Origin of the sequence: Pseudoxanthomonas mexicana, assembly GCF_010093385.1 — a bacterium.
GTDB lineage: Bacteria > Pseudomonadota > Gammaproteobacteria > Xanthomonadales > Xanthomonadaceae > Pseudoxanthomonas_A > Pseudoxanthomonas_A mexicana.
Genome location: NZ_PDWV01000006.1, coordinates 1 through 18,361, shown reverse-complemented (window position 1 = coordinate 18,361; position 18,361 = coordinate 1). Strand labels below are relative to the sequence as shown.

Genomic DNA, 18,361 nt, shown 5'->3' with positions numbered 1-18,361 from the left:
CGATCAGGCCGCCGTCATCTCCGCTTCGATCTCGTCGGCGCTGCGCGCCAGCGCATCGGTCAGCACGAGCGGCCCCTCGGCGGTGACCAGCACATCGTCCTCGGTGCGGATGCCGATGCCGCGCCACTTCGCATCCACCGTGGTGTCGTCGTGGGACACGTACAGGCCCGGTTCGATGGTGAACACCATGCCGGGCTCCAGCAGGCGCGATTCGCCGTCGATGCGGTAGTCGCCCACGTCGTGCACGTCCAGCCCCAGCCAGTGGCCGGTCTTGTGGCGGTAGAAGCGGCGGTACGTGCCCTCGGCGAGGTTCTTCTCCAGCTTCCCCTTCAGCAGGCCCAGCTTGAGCAGCCCCTCGGTCAGCGTCTCGACCGCGGCCACGTGGCCGGCCTCATAGGGCACCCCGACGCGCGCGCAGTCCAATGCGGCGCGCTGTGCGGCGCCGACCAGGTCGTGCAGCGCGCGCTGCGCGGGCGTGAAGCGCCCGTTGACCGGGAACGTGCGGGTGATGTCGGCGGCGTAGCCGCGGTACTCGGCGCCGGCGTCGATCAGTACCAGCTCGCCGTCGCGCGCCTGCGCCGTGTTGGCGCGGTAATGCAGCACGCATGCATTGCGGCCGGCGCCGACGATGCTGTTGTAGGCCGGCCAGGCGTCGTGGGCACGGAACACGCGCTCCAGGTCGGCCTGCAGCTCGTACTCGCGGATGCCCGGGCGCGCGACGCGCATCGCGGCCCGGTGCGCATGCACGCTGATGTCGGCGGCGCGCCGCATCAGCTTGATCTCGTCCTTCGACTTGAACAGGCGCAACTCGTGCAGCAGGTGGCCCAGTTCCAGGAATTCGTGCGGCGGCTGCGCGCCCTGCTTCACGTGCGCACGCACATGGCGCACCCAGCCGATCAGCTTGAGGTCGAAGTCGGCATCGCGGCCGAAGTGGTAGTAGACGCGCGAGCGCCCTTCCAGCAGCCCCGGCAGGATCTCGTCCAGGTCGTCGATGGGATAGGCATCGTCCATCCCGTAGTCGTTCACCGCGCCGTCCTGACCGGCGCGCGGGCCGTCCCAGCCTTCCCGTTCGGGATCGCGCTCGCGGCAGAACAGGATGGCCTCGCCATGCTTGCGGCCCGGCACCAGCACCAGCACCGCGTCCGGTTCGGGAAAGCCGCTCAGGTACCAGAAATCCGAGTCCTGACGGTACGGATAATGGGTGTCGTGGCTGCGCACGCGCTCCGGCGCGGCCGGCAGCACCAGGATGGCGTCCTCGCCCGCCATGCGCATCAGCTGCCGGCGCCGGCGGGCGAACTCCGCCGCGGCGATGCCGGTCAGCGCCTTCATCAGTTCAGGCTCCGGCGGTGCCGGGGCCCCAGCACGCAATCGCCATGCAGCAACAGGGCGGCGACGCGCACGAACTCTTCCAGTTCGGCCAGCGCGTCCTCGTCTTCCTCGTCCTCGCTGCTCTCGGCCGAGGCCTTGGCCAGGCGTGCCAGGTCCTGCAGCGCTTCACTGCCCTCCTCCGACAGCGGCGGCGCGGCGCCGGCCGCCAGCCCGAACGCGCCCAGGAAACCCCGGCACCAGGAGAACAGGGCTTCGGCGCGCTCGTCCAGCGAGCGATCGGCGACGGGCAACAGCAGGTCGAACGAGAAGCCGCGATCCTCGAGCTGGACGATGGCCGCTTCGCGCAGCTGGTCCAGCACGCTACCGGGCGCCGGCGCGGGCAGGGCATCGTCGGCCAGCGCGCGCGCCAGCCAGGTGCCGTCGGTGGCGCCGCCACCGGCCAGCCAGCCGCACAGCGCGCCGTGCAGTTCGGAGGCGTCCATGGCCAGTCCCAGCTGGCGGGAAGCCGCGTCGACGGCGGCGATATCGGGAAGGTCGGGCATAGAAGAACGCAATCCGCCGCAGGTTTCGGACACCCGCGCAAGTGTACCAACGAAAAGCCGCATCCCGGCTTGTTGTGCATGCGTACGCATGCCTACACTCCGGTATCGCCTCGGCCCGGACAGCCCGTCCACCTCCATGCTCGCTCTTCCTGTCGCTGCAGTCCTCGCAACGGCGTCCCCGCTGTCGTCCCGAGCGCCGGTCATGCTGCTCGCCGGCGCGGTGCTGCTGGGCGTGGTGGCGATCGGCACGCGACGCTGGTGGCAGGACTGGCTGGCGGCGCGCCAGGCGCCGCAGGAGCCGTTGCGCAGCGACGCACTGCGCAACCGCGACGAACGCCTGAAGCTGGCCCTGTGGGCCTCGGGCGAACAGTTCTGGGACTACGACTTGGTGCAGCGTCGGCTGTACCGCATGCGGGCGGACGAGACCGCGGTGCAGACTTCGGACATCACGGTGCTCACCCGCCAGGGCGAGGTGCCCACCATCCACGAGGAAGACCTGCCGCTGGTGATGGAACGCCTGCGCCTGCACCTGCAGGGCAAGGCGCCCATCTTCACCTCCGAGCACCGCATGGACATGCAGGGCAACGGCACGTGGGTATGGGTGCGCGCCCGCGGCCGGGTGGTGGAACGCGACGCCGACGGCCAGCCGGTGCGCATCGCCGGCACCGCGCGCGACATCACCGCCAGCCGCAACGCCGAGTACGAGCACCGCATCGCCGGCGAGGTGATGCGCAGCATGAACGAGGCGGTGGCGGTGCTGGACTGGGCGCACCAGTTCATCACCATCAACCCGGCCTTCACCCGCATCACCGGCTATGCCGAAGAGGAGATCATCGGCCAGCCGATGACGATGCTGGACAGCGACCAGCACGAGGACGCCTTCTTCGAGCGGATGAACCGCGAACTGCGCCTGACCGGCCGCTGGTCCGGCGAGGTGTGGAAGGTACGCAAGGATGGCGAGGAGATCCTCTGCCGGATCGAGACCAACGTGGTGCCCGATGCCAGCGGCGAGCGCCCGCTGTACGTGCAGGTGCTCACCGACATCACCGAACAGAAGCGCGCCGAACAGGAACTGCGCTACCTGGCCAACTACGACACGCTGACCAGCCTGCCCAACCGCTCGCTGCTGTCCGAGCGCCTGTCGCGCGCCATCGTGCGGGCCCGCCGTGAACACGGACACGTGGCGGTGCTGTTCATCGACCTGGACCGCTTCAAGGACATCAACGACTCACTGGGCCACGCCACCGGCGACCGCATCCTGCGGGCGGCCGCCGCGCGCGTGCAGCAGACGGTGGGCACGCAGCACACCGTCGCACGGCTGAGCGGTGACGAGTTCACGGTGGTGCTGGAGGACATCAACGGCATGCCCGATGCCGAAGACGTGGCGCAGCGGATCATCCACGCATTCCACGCGCCGCTGAATTTCGGCGAAAGGCTAGAGCTGGCGGTATCTCCTTCGATCGGCATCAGCCTGTACCCCGAGCACGCGCAGGTCCCCACCGAACTGCTCAAGCATGCCGACACGGCGATGTACCAGGCCAAGGCGATGGGCCGGCACACCTACCAGGTGTATTCGGAATCGATGGACGAGAAGAACCGCCATCGCGCCATCCTGGCCAGCGCTTTGCGGCGGGCGATCGACCGCAACGAACTGTCGCTGGTGTTCCAGCCGCGGCTGTCGATCTCGCGCCAGCGCGTCACCGGCGTAGAGGCCCTGCTGCGTTGGGACAGCAAGGAATTCGGCATGGTCTCGCCGGCGCAGTTCATCCCGCTGGCGGAAGAATCCGGAATGATCCTCGAGCTGGGCGCCTGGGCGCTGCGCGAGGCCTGCCTGACGCTGCGCGAATGGCACGAGCAGGGGCTGGAGGAGCTTTCGATGGCGGTCAACGTCTCGTCCACCCAGCTGCAGCGCGGTGATCTGCAGGCGGTGGTGGCGCGCACGCCGCCGGAGACCGGCATTCCCGCCAACCGGCTGGAGCTGGAGCTCACCGAGAGCGTCATCATGACCCACCCCGAGCAGAACGCCGACACCCTGCGCGCGTGCCGCCGCCTGGGCATCTCGCTGGCCATCGACGACTTCGGCACCGGCTACTCGTCGCTGGCCTACCTGAAGCGCCTGCCACTGACCACGCTCAAGATCGACCGCGAGTTCATCGGCGACCTGACCCACGACACCGACGACGAGGCCATCACCAGCACCATCATCACGATGGGGCAGTCGCTGGCGCTGAAGGTGGTCGCCGAGGGCGTCGAGACCTGGGACCAGTACGAGTTCCTGCGCAACCACGGCTGCGACGAGGTGCAGGGGCACTGGGTTTCGCAGGCGCTGGGCGCGGACCAGTGCCTGCGTTTCATCCGCGAGTACTACCCGGGCTCGGGCATGCGCGTGGCCTCCTGACCCTGTAGAGCGGGCCATGCCCGCGATGCTCCTGCGTGGTCCGACCGAAAAGCATCGCGGGCATGGCCCGCTCCTACGGTAGGGCCGCTGCCCCGCCCGCCCTTGACCGTCCGCCGGGCGCATGCCTAATGTGCCACCATGGATAACGCCGACCTTCTCGACCAGCTCCGCACGCTCGGTACGCGCATCCAGGACCTGGTGGACCGTTGCCAGCGCCTGGCGGACGAGAACCGCAGCCTGCGCCAGCAACAGGAGCACCTGGTCGGCGAACGCTCGCAGCTGCTGGCCAAGAACGAACAGGCGCGCTCGCGCGTGGAAGCGATGATCAGCCGCCTGAAGTCGCTGGAGCAGCACACATGAGCGCCACCGAACCGGGCAGCGTCCATATCCTGGACCGCGAGTACACCGTCGGCGTCGCGCCCGACGAACGTTCCAGCCTGATGGCGGCCGCCAAGCTGCTGGACAGCCGCATGCGCGAGGTGCGAGGCAGCAACCGCATGGCGGCGGTGGACCGCGTGGCCGTGCTGGCCGCCCTCAATCTGGCACACGAATTGCAGCAGCTGCGCGACGAGCAGCAGGCGCGCAACCGCGAGGTCGAGCGCACGCTGCAGGACCTGCACCGCAAGCTGGATAGCGCGCTGGGCACGCCGTAACGCAGCGCGCACCACACCGACTGCCCACTGAATCCGCCGACGAACGGGCTAGGCAAAAACGCCGCATTGGCTATACTGGCCACGCGTCCTCTGCTGTTCTCGACAGTGCGCGCAAACATTCGCCTTGTCCCTTAATGACGACCACGGGAAGGTGACGGTTACCGGGAGTGCAAGTCTGCCTCGCAGCGGAAAGCCCGATGGTCACCCAACCTTCCCACTTGAACCCCGGGTTCAAGGTCGTTTCGCGAACATCGTGCATGGCGGAGGACGTATTTTTCCCGCGGCAGCGGCATCAGCCGCGACCCGGCCGGTCCAGTTGCACCCGCCCTTGAGCGGGAAGGCTTCGAAACGAAGCCGATTGCACCAGGGACCCGACGCGCAGGGCCGTGACTGACGCCGCTCCCGCGGTCCCACCGGCAACGCCGGTACGCATGCCGTAAAATTCGCGCATGCCCGACTCCCTGTCTTTCGCCCATGCCGCCGAGCGCAATGCCCTGCGCCGTGAACTGCGTGCGCGTCGCCGCGCCCTGCCCGCCGCCGCGCGCATTGCCGGCGCCGATGCACTGGCCACGCGCCTGTTCGCACTCCCGTTCTTTCCGGCCAAGGGCTACGTCGCCGGCTATTGGGCGATGGATGGCGAAATCGGCCTGCACAGCTGGCAGCTGCGCCTGCCACCCGGCCTGGTCTACTGCCTGCCCGTCCTGGCCGACGACGAGACGCTCCACTTCGCCCCCTGGCGACCGGGCGACGAACTGGTAACCAACCGCTACGGCATTCCCGAACCGGATGTCGATCCTCGCGCCAGCCTGACCGCCACGGACATGGCGTTGATCGTCGTGCCGTTGGTCGGCTTCGACGGTGCGGGCCACCGGCTCGGCATGGGCGGCGGATGGTACGACCGCACGCTGGCGTCGCGCCTGCAACGCCCCGCGCCGCCCTGGCTGGTCGGTGTCGGCTTCGAGGCCCAGCGCATCGACGCGGTCGGCGCGCAGGCCTGGGACGTACCGCTGGATGCCATCTGCACCGAGCACGATACGCTGATTCCTTCCTCCTCTTTGCCGGACGCCCCACCATGACCGCCCGCAAGCGCTACTGGCTGATGAAGTCGGAGCCTGATGCCTTCTCCATCGACGATCTTGAAAAGGTCGGCACCGAACCGTGGAACGGCGTGCGCAATTACCAGGCGCGCAACTTCATGCGCAGCATGCAGGTCGGCGACGGCGTGCTGTTCTACCACTCCAACTGCAAGGAGCCGGGCATCGTCGGTACGGCGACCGTGTCCAGTGCCGCGTATCCGGACGAAACACAGTTCGATCCGAAGTCCGACTACCACGACCCGAAGAGCACGCGCGAAGATCCGCGCTGGTCGCTGGTCGACGTCGCGTTCGAACGCAAGCTCACGCGCACCATCACCCTGGACGAGATCAAGCAGCATGCCGAAGCCCTGGGCGATGGCTTTGCGCTGATCCAGCGCGGCAACCGGCTGTCCGTGCTGCCGGTCACCGCCGCGCAATGGAAGTTCCTGCTGGCGCTGGAATGATCGATATCCCTGCAGGAGCGACGCAGGTCGCGACCATGCAGCCCCGGAGACGGGCAGCGCGATAGCACGGTGACGTCCACGTCCCTGTCATCCCGGGTTTTCCCGATGCCTCATCCCCCCGGTCGCGACTGACGTCGCGCCTACAGCAACCCCATCCTGTACACGAGTGTTGAACCCATGAGCGAAGCAAAGCGTCTGGCCGGCGAAAAGGCCATCGAGTTCGTCGAGGACGGCATGATCGTCGGCGTGGGCACCGGCTCCACCGTGGCCTATTTCATCGATGCGCTGGGGCGAGTCAAGGACCGCATCAAGGGCGCGGTGTCCAGCTCCGAGCAGAGCACCGCGCGACTGAAGCAGCACGGCATCGAGGTACTCGATCTCAACCACACCGGTACGCTGTCGCTGTACGTGGACGGCGCCGACGAATGCGATCCGCACAAGCGCCTGATCAAGGGCGGCGGCGCGGCGCTGACGCGCGAGAAGATCATCGCCGAAGCCAGCAAGCAGTTCGTCTGCATCGTCGACCCCAGCAAGCAGGTGCCGGTGCTGGGCAAGTTCCCGCTGCCGGTGGAAGTCATCCCGATGGCGCGCAGCCTGGTCGCGCGCGAGATCCTGGCGCTCACCGGCGGCCAGCCGGTCTGGCGCGACGGCACCGTCACCGACAACGGCAACGTGATCCTGGACATCCACAACCTGTCGATCACCGATCCGGTGGCGATGGAGCGCGAGATCAACCAGATTCCGGGGGTGGTCAGCGTGGGCCTGTTCGCCCGACGCCCGGCCGACATCGTCATCGTCGGCGGGCAGCCGCCGGTCGTCCTGCGCTGAGCAGGCGCGGAACCGGGACCGGCTCAGGCGCTGTCGGACAGCGCCTTGACCAACTCGCCTACCAGCTCGCGCTTCTTCGGCGACAGTTGCAGATAGGCATCGATCGTCTGCCGCTCGCGGCTGCCGACGCCTGCGGGCCACGTCATGCGAGGTTCCGCCACGCGCGATCGCGGCGCGGTGCCGAAGCGCAGCGTGTGCGGCTCCACCCCCAGCAGATCCGCCAGTACCTGCAGCTTGTCCTGCGCGGGTATGGCTTGGGCGCCCAGCCAGCGCGACGTGGTCTGCACGCTGACGGAGCGTCCGCGATAGTGCGTGTTGAACAGGTGGAACAGGACGGTGGGGCGCGGCTCGTATCCCGCCTGCTGCATGGCGTGCGCCAATCGCTGTGAGAATTTTTCGCGCTCGTTGCCCATGGAGGAAACGTTAGCGGCGACGAATCACACTTATTCACCACTTAAGTTAATTGACGCGACTTATCGAGTTCATACAGTCAGGACGTCCTGCGAAGCCAACCCTTCGATCCACCCGGAGCCGGCGACCGCAGGGTTTCCCCACCGACACAAGGAACTGTCGATGATGCTCTTCGAGACCCACGCGCCCGATGCGCCACGCACTGCCGGCCCGCATGACGGGGCCGCCCTCGCGCCCCTCCATGCCCCACTCGACGATGCCCTGCATCTGCTGCAGGCCGACCCGGGCCACAGCCTGGCCGATCCGGGCCTCGCCCGGCTGGCGCCGGCCGGCCTGGACCGCCTGTTTGTGGCCGCGCGCCGGCAGGCGGACCGGAGCCACCAGGGCATCCTGTTGCTGCTGGACCTGCTGCAGCTGGCGCAGCGTGCCGATCCGGCCACCGCTTCACGGCTGGTGGCCGGCACGGCTCGCCAGTTGCGCCATCACCTCGAAGATCAGCAACGCTGGCAGGCCCTGGCCGACAACGCCGCTTACTACCGCGACAATCGCCAGGTCGCCGAACGCATCGCCGCGCGACTGCTGCAGGAGTGACCAGCGCCTGCCACATGCAGCGCTACACTAGCCTCTCCCCTGGATGCCGGACTCCGACATGCGCTCCCGAGCTTGGCCTGTGCTTGCTTTCTCCCTCCTCCTGCTCAGCGGCTGCGCCAGCGGGGGGCCTTGGGTGGAGGTCGGTGGCGAGCGCTTCCGTGTGGAGATCGCCGATGATGATGCAGAGCGCGCCCGCGGACTGATGTTCCGCGACCGCCTGGAGGACGGCACCGGCATGCTGTTCATCCACGAGGCCGAGGAACCGCAGGCCTACTGGATGAAGAACACCCGCATTCCGCTGGATATCCTGTACTTCGACAACGCACGCAGGCTGGTGACCCAGCAGCGCAACGTACCGCCGTGTTCCGGTGGCGACCGATGCCCGGCGTATCCCAGCGACCAGCCGGCCCGCTTCGTGCTGGAACTGAACGCCGGCGAAGCCGAACGCCTCAAGCTCCAGGACGGCGCCGAGCTGACCTTCGGCGAAGGCATTCCGCCCGTCCGCTGAGGCTTGATTCGCGGCGGAATTGGCCCCAGTCTGTCCGCATGGGGGATCGACTGACATTGCCGGAATGGAATGCGTTGGCCAGCCAGCCCGATGACACGGTGCCGCTGCTGGAAACCGCGCTGCTGATCGCACGCGACGAGTATCCCGACCTGGACCCCGACCTCTACGACACGCTGGTCCAGAGCCACGCCGAGCACCTGCGCCACGAGATCGCCACGATCGAACCGTGGCCGCTGAAGATGGCCGCCATCAACCGCCATCTGTTCGACGAACTGGGCTACACCGGCAACCACGACGAGTACTACGATCCGCGCAACAGCTACCTCAACGAGGTGTTCGAGCGCCGCCTCGGTAATCCGGTGTCGCTGGCGATGGTGCAGATGGAAGTCGCGCGGCGGCTGGGCGTGCCGCTGGATGGCGTGTCGTTCCCCGGCCACTTCCTGGTGCGCCTGCCGGTGGACGACGGCCTGCTGGTGATGGACCCCTTCAACGGTGGCCGCCCGCTCGGCGTGGATGAGCTGCGCGAACGCGCCAAGCCCCATCTGGGCGGCGACATCCCCGACGATGCCGCGCTGCTGCACATCCTCAACCCGGCCTCGCACCGCGCCATCCTGGTGCGCACGCTGCGCAACCTGCACGGCGTCTACGCCGAACGCGAGGAATGGGACCGGGCCGCTCGCAGCGCCGACCGCGTGCTCAAGCTGACGCCCGACCAGCCCGACGCCCTGCGTGACCGCGGACTGGCGTACCTGAAGATGGATTACCGCGCCGGCGCGCAACGCGACCTGGCGCGCTATCTGCAGCTGTCGCCGGACGCGAAGGACGCCGCGGAACTGCGCGAACAACTGATCGAACTCAACGCGGCGCGCACGTCGCGGATGCATTGAACGCGCAGCGCCTGCCGACGCCGTTGTAGGAGCGACGCAAGTCGCGACCGCGGAAAGTCCCTTCCATCGAACTGCGGTCGCGCGCGTGTCAAACCACCGAAGCGCGTTGATGGAAGCACGTCATGGCTCATGCCGCCGCAAGGACGCCCGATCCATGCGGTCGCGACTCACGTCGCTCCTACAGTGCCCCGGAAAATCAATCCAGCTCCACCATCTCGAAATCGTCCTTGCCCACGCCGCAGTCGGGGCAGGTCCAGTCGTCCGGGATGTCTTCCCATCGCGTGCCCGGGGCGATGCCTTCTTCCGGCAGGCCGTCGGCTTCGCTGTAGATGAAGCCGCAGACCACGCACATCCAGCTGCGGTAGAGGGTGGCGGTGGCGTCGGTCACGGGGATAATGCCGGGTTGGAGAGGCGGCCATTGTCCCATCGCCGCCCACGCACCGGAAGTTCGACGATGACACCCCTGCCGCCCACCGTCCGCACCGCCCGCGGGCTGTACCTGATCACCCCGGAGGAGCCGAATACCGCCCGCCTGCTGGCGCGCGTGGCCGCGGTGCTGCCGCAGGCGACCTGGCTGCAGTATCGGCAGAAGGGCGCCGGTCCCGATCTCCGCCTCGTCCAGGCCGCCGGACTGCAGGCCTTGTGCAGGGAGGTGTGCGTGCCCCTGATCATCAACGACGACGTGGCGCTGGCTGCGGCGATCGGTGCCGCAGGCGTGCATCTGGGCGAAGAGGATGGCGACATTGCCGCCGCAAGGACGCAACTCGGTACCCAGGCCATCATCGGAGCGTCCTGCTACGACGCGCATGCGCGGGCCGAACGTGCCGTCGCCGCTGGCGCCAGCTACGTGGCGTTCGGCGCCTTCTTCCCGACCACCAGCAAGGTCACCACGCGCCGCGCCAAGCCTGCCCTGCTGGCGGAAGCCGCCGCGCTGGGCGTCCCCCGGGTGGCGATAGGCGGCATAACGCCGGACAATATGGGCCCGCTGGTGGCCGCGGGCGCCGACCTGGTCGCCGTGATCGGCGGCGTGTTCGAGGCAGCCGATCCGGTGGCTGCGGCGCTCGCCTACCGGCAGCGCTTCGAAAGCCGCTGACCACCGCTGTTGTGGGAGCGACGTAAGTCGCGATGATGGGCCGATGGTGGCCCATCGCGACTTACCGGTGCCGGCATGCCGGCACCGCTCCCACAGGACGACCCCCTACTCCCTGGAATCCCCATGAACCACGACCAGTCCCACGCCCTCTTCGCCCGCGCCCAGCAGTTGCTGCCCGGCGGCGTCAATTCGCCGGTGCGCGCGTTCAAGTCGGTGGGAGGCGAGCCGTTCTTCGTGCAGCGCGCGGACGGCGCGTACCTGCATGACGTCGACGGCAACCGCTACATCGACTACGTCGGCTCCTGGGGCCCGATGATCGTCGGCCACAACCATCCGGCTGTGCGCGAGGCGGTGCAGGCAGCCATCCAGAACGGTCTGTCGTACGGCGCGCCCTGCCCGGCCGAAGTGACGATGGCGGAAACGATCACGCGCCTGGTGCCGTCGTGCGAGATGGTGCGCATGGTCAACTCGGGCACCGAGGCCACGCTGTCGGCGATCCGGCTGGCGCGCGGCGCCACCGGCCGCAACCGCATCGTCAAGTTCGAAGGCTGCTACCACGGCCACGGCGACTCGTTCCTGGTGAAGGCCGGCAGCGGCATGCTGACGCTGGGCGTGCCCACCTCGCCCGGCGTGCCGGCAGGGCTGAGCGAACTGACGCTGACGCTGAGCTACAACAATTTCGATGGCGCGACCGCACTGTTCGAGCAGTACGGCAGCGAGATCGCCTGCCTGATCATCGAGCCCGTCGTCGGCAACGCCAACTGCCTGCCCCCGCGCGAAGGCTACCTGCAGCATCTGCGCGCCCTGTGCACGCAGCATGGCGCGCTGCTGATCTTCGACGAAGTGATGACCGGCTTCCGCGTGGCGCTGGGCGGCGCGCAGGTGCACTACGGCATCACGCCGGACCTGACCACCTTCGGCAAGATCATCGGCGGCGGCATGCCGGTGGGCGCCTATGGCGGGCGTCGCGAGCTGATGCAGCAGATCGCGCCGGCCGGTCCGATCTACCAGGCCGGCACGCTGAGCGGCAATCCGGTGGCGATGGCGGCCGGCCTGGCGATGCTGGGGCTGATCCAGGCGCCGGGTTTCCACGACGGGCTCGCTGCCGCGACGGCAGCGCTGTGCGAAGGCATGGAGGCTGCCGCGCGCGACGCCGGCGTGCCGCTGACCACCACCCGCGTGGGCGCGATGTTCGGGCTGTTCTTCACCGACCAGCAGGTCGATACCTACGCCCAGGCCGTGGCCTGCGACACCGCGGCGTTCAATCGTTTCTTCCACGCAATGCTGGAGCGCGGCGTGTACCTGGCACCGTCGGCGTTCGAAGCCGGCTTCATGTCCAGCGCGCACACGCCTGACGTCATCGACGCGACGATTTCCGCCGCCCGCGAGGCCTTCAAGGTGGTTGCCGCGGGATGAAGCCGCGGATCCACCAGGTGCTGTTCGATTTCGACGGCGTCCTGGCGCACTACCGGCACGACGTCCGGATCGCACACCTCGCGGCGCATGCCGGCTGCGCGCATGAGCGCGTGCGCGAGGTGCTGTTCGTATCGGGGCTGGAAGTTGAGTACGACAGCGGCCGCGTCGACACGGCGACGTACCTGCGCCGGATCGGCGAAGGGATCGGTGCCGCCATCGACGAGGATGCATGGATCGCCTCGCGGATGGCCGGCAGCACGGCCATGGACGATGTGCTGACCCGTGTCACCGCACTGCACCCGGACGTGGCGATGGGCGTGCTGACCAACAACGGGGCCATGATGACGCAGGCCATCCCGCGCATCGTCGCGCCGCTGGCAGCGCGGATCGAAGGCCGGGTGCTGACCAGCGGCGGCCTGCAGCGTCGCAAGCCGGCACCGGCCACCTTTGCGCATGCGCTGGAGCTGCTCGGCTGGGACGCCGCCAGCACACTGTTCGTCGACGACAGGTTCTCCAACGTGCAGGGCGCACGCGAGGCCGGTCTGCACGCAGAGACCGTCACCGACGGACGCACGCTGGGCAAGGCGCTGAAGCGCTATGCCTTCGGCCCCCAGACCGGCTGGTGATCGGCCTGGTTTGAACCTTGATTGATCCGACGGCCGGACACTGGTGTCCCTCCACCGGAGAACCGTCGTCATGCGCTTCATGTCACGCACGTTCCACCTGGCCTGCGCACTCCTGCTGGCCACCGTCGCCACACCGCTGCACGCGGCGAAGGCGGACAGGATCCTGATCGTCGTCAGCGGCGAGGGCCGCGACCAGGGCAAGACCCGCCCCGGTTACGAGTTCGATGAGCTTTCGCAGGCCTGGCTGATCTTCCAGGCCAACGGCTTCGCCATCGATATCGCCAGCCCGCAGGGCGGCGCTGTGGAGGCCGACAGATACGACCCGCAACAACCCTTCAACGCTGCCCTGCTCGCCGACACGGAGGCCACGCGCATGCTGGCCGCCACGCGCAGGACGGACCAGGTGAAGGCCGAGGACTACGCGGCGATCTACGTGGTCGGCGGCAAGGGCGCGATGTTCGACCTGCCGCGCGACACCGCACTGACCACGCTGCTGGGCGATGCCTACGAACGCGGCGTGGTGATCGGCGCGGTCTGCCACGGACCGGCCGCCCTGGCCGACGTGCGCCTGCGCGATGGCACACCCCTGGTGCAGGGCAAGGCGTTGACCGGATTCACCAACGAGGAAGAAGCGGTCTTCGGCAAGCGCTGGGCGAAGGAGTTTCCGTGGCTGCTCGAGGACCGTATGCGCGCGCGTGGTGCGCAGTGGCAGGAAGCGCCGCTGATGATGGCGAAGGTCGTCGTGGATGGCCGCCTGGTCACCGGGCAGAATCCGTATTCCACCCCCGGCGTCGCGGACGCCATCATCCGTGCCACGGGGCGCACGCCGGTGTCGCGGACGCCGTGGCGCGACGAACTGACGATGGGTCTCGCGGCGCAGGTGCGTGCTGGCGACGTGGGTGCCGCCGCCACCGCACTCGCGACCGATGGCGCGCGCTACCACGTGGACCTGCTCGGCATGCTCGGGTACTACCAGGCACAGGCCGCGACCCGCGACGAGGACGTGCGCCACGCCCTGCAGCTGATGCAGCTGGCGTTGCCGTACATGCCGCAGCCGGAATTGAGACTCGGCGCCGCCGAAGCGCATCTGCGCCTGGGCGAACGGGAGCAGGCGAAATCGCTGGTGCGCCAGGTGCTGGCGGGCAAGCCGGACATGGCCGAAGCTAAGGCCCTCCTGCAACGCATCGACGGCTGAACGATGGCGGCACCGGCGGCCCGTATCCTGGTGATCGAAGACAACGCGCTGCTGCGGGCGCAGCTGCAGCGGCTGTTCGCCGACGCCGGCATGGCGGTCGAGTTCGCCTCGGACGGCCTGGCCGGATTGCAGATGGCACTCGACGCGCCCCCCGACGTGCTGGTGCTCGACGTGGGCCTGCCCGGACTCGATGGCCTGCGCCTATGCGAGCGCCTGCGTACGCACGCCGATCGGCATGTCCCGGTGCTGATGCTGACCGCGCGCGATGCGCTCGAGGACAAACTGCAGGGCTTCCGCGCCGGCGCCGACGACTATCTGGTCAAGCCGTTCGCCGGTGCGGAACTGCTCGCGCGCTGCCAGGCGCTGACCGTCCGCCACCGCAGCGGCGAGACGCACGTGCTGCGGATCGGCACCCTGCGCATCGACCGCCGGCAGGGCCAGGCGGCGCGCCAGGACAGGCCGCTCGACCTGCACCAGACCGCCTACCAGATCCTGCTCGCCCTGGCCGAAGCATGGCCGCGCACGCTGACGCGCAGCGAACTGATCCAGCGCCTGTGGGGCGATGCGCCGCCGGACTCCGATCCGCTGCGCACGCATCTCTACCTGCTGCGCCAGGCGCTGGACAAACCGTTCGCCACGCCGATGCTGAAGACCGTGCACGGCGTAGGCTTCCGCCTGCAGGCCGACGCATGAGCGCATCCCCCTTGCCGCGTCGACGGTTGCGCAACCGGTTGATGCTGGTGTTCGCCGGCTTCACGCTGTTGCTGGCCATGTTGTTCGGCCTTTACGCGCTGCTCTTCGTCTACACCGTCGAAGACCGGCTGTTCGACACGCTGCTCGAGCGCGAAGCCGCGGCGCAACAGGCGCACTACGCCGCGCATGGGCGCTGGTCCCCGCCACGCAACGGCTTCATGGACGTGGTGGAGCGGACCGACGCACTGCCCGACGGCATCGGCGACGTGCTTGGCGAGGAGCCGGCGCGCCGGGAGTTCGCCGGCACGCAGGGACGCCATTACCACCTGCGCGCACTGGATCCTCCCGCGCCCGCGCCACGCGCCTGGCTGGTCGCCGAGGTCAGCGGTCTGCTGGCGGTCCGGCCGATGCGGTCGGAGATGCTGCAGCTGCTGGCCTGGACCGGCGCGATCGCCGTGGCGCTCGCGCTGCTGGTCGGCGGCTGGCTGGCGCGACGGACCACCGCACCGCTCTCACGACTGGCGGAGGCCGTCGGGGACGCGACGCCGGAACGGCTGCCGCCCCACTTCGCGGCCGGCTTCCCCGACGACGAGGTCGGGCTGCTCGCCCGCCGCCTGGACGATCTGATCGCGCGCATCCGCGCCTTCGTGGAGCGCGAACGCGAGTTCACCCGCGATGCGAGCCACGAACTTCGCACCCCCCTGACCGTGATCCGCGCCGCCAGCGAACGGCTTTCCGCCGATCCCGGCCTGGGTGCGGATGCACGCGCCAGTGTCGACCACATCGGCCAGTCGGCCGCGCACCTTGAGCAGACCATCGCCCTGCTGCTGGCGCTGGCGCGTGAACAGGAATCGCCGGCCGCGGTGCCGGACACGATCGTGCTGCCGTTGCTGGAACGTGTCGTGGTCGAGCAATCACCGTTGCTGGAAGGCAAGCCCGTTGAGGTGAGCGTGAACGTTGCGACCGACCTCGGCAGCACGCTGCCGGCACCGGTGCTGCAGGTCCTGCTCGCCAACCTGGTCGGCAACGCGTTTGCGCACACCCGCGCGGGGCGCATCGCGATCACGGGCGACGGCGATGCGCTGCGCATCGCCAATCCGGGTGCCGCGGTCGGTGAGCACGATTTCGCGCCCTTCGCGAAAGGCGAAGAAAGCACGGGCTTCGGGCTGGGCCTGTCGATCGTGCGCCGGCTGTGCGAGCGGCACGCCATCGACCTGCGCTTCGAACAGGAGAAAGACGGCACGGTGGCCTACCTCCCGCTCCGCAAGGGCGCGGGGCTCAGCCCGGCTTCGCGAACGCCCTCAGCGCTGCGTGCAGGCGACTGAGACCCTCGCCGACTTCCTGATCGGTGATGTTCAGCGACGGTACGAAGCGCAGCACGTCGGGGCCCGCCTGCAGCATCAGCAGGCCCTTCGCGGCGGCCAGGTCCAGTACCTCGCCCGCACGGCCGGCGTACTTCGCGTCGAGCACGGCGCCCAGCATCAGGCCGCGACCACGCACCTGCGAGAACAGGCCGAGTTCGGCGTTCATCGCATCCAGCCCCTTGCGCAGCGCGGCCGACTGACGCGCCACGTTGTTGGCGATCTGCGGCGAGGCCAGTTTGCGCAGCGCCACGCGCGCCACCGCCGCGGCCAGCGGGTTGCCGCCGAAGGTGGTGCCATGCGCGCCGAACTGCATCGCCTGCGCCACCTTGGGGCCGGCCAGCATCGCACCGATCGGGAACCCGCCGCCCAGGGCCTTGGCCAGCGTCACGATGTCGGGCACCACGCCATCCTGCCAGTGCGCGAACAGCGTGCCGGTGCGGCCCATGCCGGCCTGGATCTCGTCCAGCACCAGCAATGCGCCGTGGTGGTCGCACAGCTCGCGCACCGCGCGCAGGAAACCGGACGCGGCCGGCATCACCCCGCCCTCGCCCTGCACCGGCTCCAGCATCACCGCGGCCACGTCGCCGCAGGACATGGCGATCTCGAGCTGGGTCACATCGTTGAAATCGACGTAGCGGAAGCCGCCGGGCAAGGGCTCGTAACCTTCCTGGTACTTGGGTTGCGCGGTGGCGGTGACCGCGGCCAGCGTGCGGCCGTGGAAGCTGCCGCGGAAGGTCACGATGACGCGCTGGTCCGGCGCGCGGCCCTGCGATGCCGCCCACTTGCGCACCAGCTTGATCGCGGCCTCGTTGGCCTCGGCGCCGGAGTTGCACAGGAACACGCGTTCGGCGAAGCGCGACGCGGTGACCAGTTCCTCGGCCAATCGCAGTGGCGGTTCGCTGTAGAACACGTTGCTGGTATGCCAGAGCTTGCCGGCCTGCTCGGTGAGTGCAGCCACCAGATCCGGATCGTTGTGGCCCAGCCCGCATACGGCGATGCCCGCGGACAGGTCCAGGTATTCGCGGCCCTCGCTGTCCCAGACGCGTGCGCCCTGACCGCGCTCAAGGATCACTTCGCGCGGGCGGTACACCGGCAGGTAATAGCGCTGGCCGTGGGCCAGCAGGTCGGCGGTGGTGGAGACGCTCATGGGCGGACGGGCAACAGGAAGGAGGGCGTATTGTGACGCATGCCGGCACCACCGGCGGAATCTGCGCCGCCGTCCCGCAGGACGCACGGTCGCCATTAGTGCATCATCGCGCCCATGAAGTTCCAGCCGCGCCTGTTCTCCGATCCCCAGCTCAATCCCGCCACCGACACGGGCTGGAGAAGGCGCTGGTTCGACATCATCTATCGCCACGACACGCCGCCGTCGCGCAACTTCGACCTGGCGCTGGTGCTGGCGATTCTCGCCAGCGTCATCGTGATCATGCTGGACAGCGTGCAGGCCTTCCACGCCCGCCATGCAGGCGTCCTGTACGCGCTCGAGTGGGCCTTCACCCTGTTGTTCACCGCGGAATACGTGCTGAGACTGGCGACGGTCCGCCGCCCGCTGCGTTACGCGGTCAGCATCTGGGGCATCATCGACCTGCTGTCGATCCTGCCCACCTACATATCGGTACTCGTACCGGGTGCGCAGAGCCTGCTGGTGGTGCGCATCCTGCGCATCCTGCGGCTGTTCCGCATCCTGAAGCTGACCCAGTACGTCGAAGAGAGCGGGCAACTGGTGGGCGCGCTCTGGCGAAGCCGGCGCAAGATCTTCGTCTTCGTCTGCGCGGTGCTGACGCTGGTCGTCATCTTCGGCGCACTGATGTACGTGGTGGAGGGTCCGGAACACGGCTTCACCAGCATTCCCACCAGCATGTACTGGGCCATCGTCACGATGGCGACCGTCGGCTTCGGCGACATCGCGCCGCAGACCACGGCCGGCAGGGCCATCACCTCGGTGCTGATCCTGATCGGTTACAGCATCATCGCCGTGCCCACCGGCATCTACACCGCCGAACTGGCCAGCAGCCTGCGCGAAGCCTCCCACGAGCGCGGCCACCTCGATCGCCGCGGCTGTCCCGAATGCGGCCTGGAGGGCCACGACCCCGACGCCCTGCACTGCCGCCATTGCGGCGCGCGCCTGCCCGTCCCGATGGGCTGAACCCGCCGCCTAGGTGTGATCTCTCGGTAGGTTGTTCATCCGGGGCATCTCTGGAAGATGGGGGTTGCGAAGCCAACCCAGCCCCCAGGAGCCCCGGATGAACCTGCATAAACATGCCCGTTTGAGCCCGCGCGGTCGAGC

21 protein-coding genes and 1 other RNA gene are annotated in these 18,361 nt (G+C 68.7%); 17 read left to right on the top strand and 5 right to left on the bottom strand.

Annotated elements, in window-relative coordinates:
• Positions 1-3: 3 nt before the first annotated feature.
• The gene (locus tag CSC76_RS03715; RefSeq protein WP_162108719.1) at positions 4-1,329 is read right to left on the bottom strand and encodes an aminopeptidase P N-terminal domain-containing protein; all 1,326 of its coding nucleotides are present in this window, start codon (positions 1,327-1,329) and stop codon (positions 4-6) included.
• Complete coding sequence (locus tag CSC76_RS03710; protein WP_162108718.1) at positions 1,329-1,871, bottom strand: UPF0149 family protein; 543 nt, start codon at positions 1,869-1,871, stop codon at positions 1,329-1,331. The genes CSC76_RS03715 and CSC76_RS03710 overlap by 1 nt, the downstream gene beginning before the upstream one ends.
• Positions 1,872-2,073: 202 nt before the next feature.
• Here CSC76_RS03710 and CSC76_RS03705 point away from each other — a divergent pair, with 202 nt between their 5' ends.
• The 7 genes from CSC76_RS03705 (at position 2,074) to rpiA (ending at position 7,290) form a co-directional block, all read left to right on the top strand.
• Positions 2,074-4,269: a putative bifunctional diguanylate cyclase/phosphodiesterase gene (locus tag CSC76_RS03705; protein WP_162108717.1), complete on the top strand. Its 2,196-nt coding sequence runs from the start codon at positions 2,074-2,076 to the stop codon at positions 4,267-4,269.
• Between the two features lie 138 nt (positions 4,270-4,407).
• Entirely contained in the window at positions 4,408-4,629 is a 222-nt protein-coding gene (locus tag CSC76_RS03700; protein ID WP_162108716.1) for a TIGR02449 family protein, read from the top strand.
• A complete protein-coding gene (locus tag CSC76_RS03695) occupies positions 4,626-4,922 on the top strand; it encodes a cell division protein ZapA (RefSeq protein ID WP_162108715.1) in 297 nt (98 codons plus the stop codon). The genes CSC76_RS03700 and CSC76_RS03695 overlap by 4 nt, the downstream gene beginning before the upstream one ends.
• A gap of 84 nt (positions 4,923-5,006) precedes the next feature.
• A non-coding RNA gene (ssrS, locus tag CSC76_RS03690) (6S RNA) lies at positions 5,007-5,193 on the top strand.
• A gap of 178 nt (positions 5,194-5,371) precedes the next feature.
• The gene (locus CSC76_RS03685; RefSeq protein ID WP_162108714.1) at positions 5,372-5,998 is read left to right on the top strand and encodes a 5-formyltetrahydrofolate cyclo-ligase; all 627 of its coding nucleotides are present in this window, start codon (positions 5,372-5,374) and stop codon (positions 5,996-5,998) included.
• The gene (locus tag CSC76_RS03680) at positions 5,995-6,462 is read left to right on the top strand and encodes an EVE domain-containing protein (RefSeq protein WP_162108713.1); all 468 of its coding nucleotides are present in this window, start codon (positions 5,995-5,997) and stop codon (positions 6,460-6,462) included. The genes CSC76_RS03685 and CSC76_RS03680 overlap by 4 nt, the downstream gene beginning before the upstream one ends.
• 177 nt (positions 6,463-6,639) lie before the next feature.
• A complete protein-coding gene (gene rpiA / locus CSC76_RS03675) occupies positions 6,640-7,290 on the top strand; it encodes a ribose-5-phosphate isomerase RpiA (RefSeq protein WP_162108712.1) in 651 nt (216 codons plus the stop codon).
• A 23-nt stretch (positions 7,291-7,313) separates the two neighbouring features.
• Here rpiA and CSC76_RS03670 read toward each other — a convergent pair whose 3' ends face one another.
• A complete protein-coding gene (locus tag CSC76_RS03670) occupies positions 7,314-7,658 on the bottom strand; it encodes a hypothetical protein (RefSeq protein WP_202923478.1) in 345 nt (114 codons plus the stop codon).
• 208 nt (positions 7,659-7,866) lie between these two features.
• Here CSC76_RS03670 and CSC76_RS03665 point away from each other — a divergent pair, with 208 nt between their 5' ends.
• From CSC76_RS03665 to CSC76_RS03655, 3 genes are read left to right on the top strand one after another with little or no spacing between them, the layout of a single operon-like run.
• On the top strand, positions 7,867-8,292 hold the full coding sequence (locus tag CSC76_RS03665) for a hypothetical protein (protein WP_162108710.1): 426 nt from the start codon (positions 7,867-7,869) through the stop codon (positions 8,290-8,292).
• A 58-nt stretch (positions 8,293-8,350) separates the two neighbouring features.
• Positions 8,351-8,800, top strand: a complete 450-nt coding sequence (locus CSC76_RS03660; protein WP_162108709.1) for a DUF192 domain-containing protein — start codon at positions 8,351-8,353, stop codon at positions 8,798-8,800.
• 38 nt (positions 8,801-8,838) lie between these two features.
• On the top strand, positions 8,839-9,687 hold the full coding sequence (locus CSC76_RS03655; protein ID WP_162108708.1) for a SirB1 family protein: 849 nt from the start codon (positions 8,839-8,841) through the stop codon (positions 9,685-9,687).
• 196 nt (positions 9,688-9,883) lie between these two features.
• Here CSC76_RS03655 and CSC76_RS03650 read toward each other — a convergent pair whose 3' ends face one another.
• On the bottom strand, positions 9,884-10,114 hold the full coding sequence (locus CSC76_RS03650; RefSeq protein WP_202923477.1) for a rubredoxin: 231 nt from the start codon (positions 10,112-10,114) through the stop codon (positions 9,884-9,886).
• A 27-nt stretch (positions 10,115-10,141) separates the two neighbouring features.
• Between CSC76_RS03650 and thiE the strand changes: the two genes are divergently transcribed.
• The 6 genes from thiE to CSC76_RS03620 all read left to right on the top strand — a co-directional run bounded on the left by thiE (position 10,142) and on the right by CSC76_RS03620 (position 16,035).
• Positions 10,142-10,780 carry a thiamine phosphate synthase gene (gene thiE / locus CSC76_RS03645; RefSeq protein WP_162108706.1) on the top strand — a complete coding sequence of 213 codons (639 nt, stop codon included), beginning with the start codon at positions 10,142-10,144 and terminating at the stop codon, positions 10,778-10,780.
• A 123-nt stretch (positions 10,781-10,903) separates the two neighbouring features.
• Positions 10,904-12,196 (top strand): glutamate-1-semialdehyde 2,1-aminomutase, encoded by a 1,293-nt coding sequence (gene hemL, locus CSC76_RS03640; RefSeq protein ID WP_162108705.1) that lies wholly within the window; start codon positions 10,904-10,906, stop codon positions 12,194-12,196.
• Positions 12,193-12,822 carry an HAD-IA family hydrolase gene (locus CSC76_RS03635; protein ID WP_162108704.1) on the top strand — a complete coding sequence of 210 codons (630 nt, stop codon included), beginning with the start codon at positions 12,193-12,195 and terminating at the stop codon, positions 12,820-12,822. The genes hemL and CSC76_RS03635 overlap by 4 nt, the downstream gene beginning before the upstream one ends.
• 70 nt (positions 12,823-12,892) lie before the next feature.
• Complete coding sequence (locus tag CSC76_RS03630; protein ID WP_238394865.1) at positions 12,893-14,017, top strand: DJ-1/PfpI family protein; 1,125 nt, start codon at positions 12,893-12,895, stop codon at positions 14,015-14,017.
• A 3-nt stretch (positions 14,018-14,020) separates the two neighbouring features.
• Positions 14,021-14,710, top strand: coding sequence for a response regulator transcription factor (locus tag CSC76_RS03625; RefSeq protein ID WP_162108703.1), 690 nt, complete (start codon positions 14,021-14,023; stop codon positions 14,708-14,710).
• Positions 14,707-16,035 carry a sensor histidine kinase gene (locus tag CSC76_RS03620; protein WP_162108702.1) on the top strand — a complete coding sequence of 443 codons (1,329 nt, stop codon included), beginning with the start codon at positions 14,707-14,709 and terminating at the stop codon, positions 16,033-16,035. Before CSC76_RS03625 ends, CSC76_RS03620 begins: the two co-directional genes overlap by 4 nt.
• On the opposite strand, the gene CSC76_RS03615 is transcribed toward CSC76_RS03620, so the two are convergent.
• A complete protein-coding gene (locus CSC76_RS03615; protein WP_162108701.1) occupies positions 15,989-17,221 on the bottom strand; it encodes an acetylornithine transaminase in 1,233 nt (410 codons plus the stop codon). The two genes, CSC76_RS03620 and CSC76_RS03615, sit on opposite strands and share 47 nt — an antisense overlap.
• A 114-nt stretch (positions 17,222-17,335) precedes the next feature.
• On the opposite strand from CSC76_RS03615, the gene CSC76_RS03610 reads away from it, so the two are divergent.
• Entirely contained in the window at positions 17,336-18,220 is an 885-nt protein-coding gene (locus CSC76_RS03610) for an ion transporter (RefSeq protein ID WP_162108700.1), read from the top strand.
• Positions 18,221-18,361 lie beyond the last annotated feature (141 nt).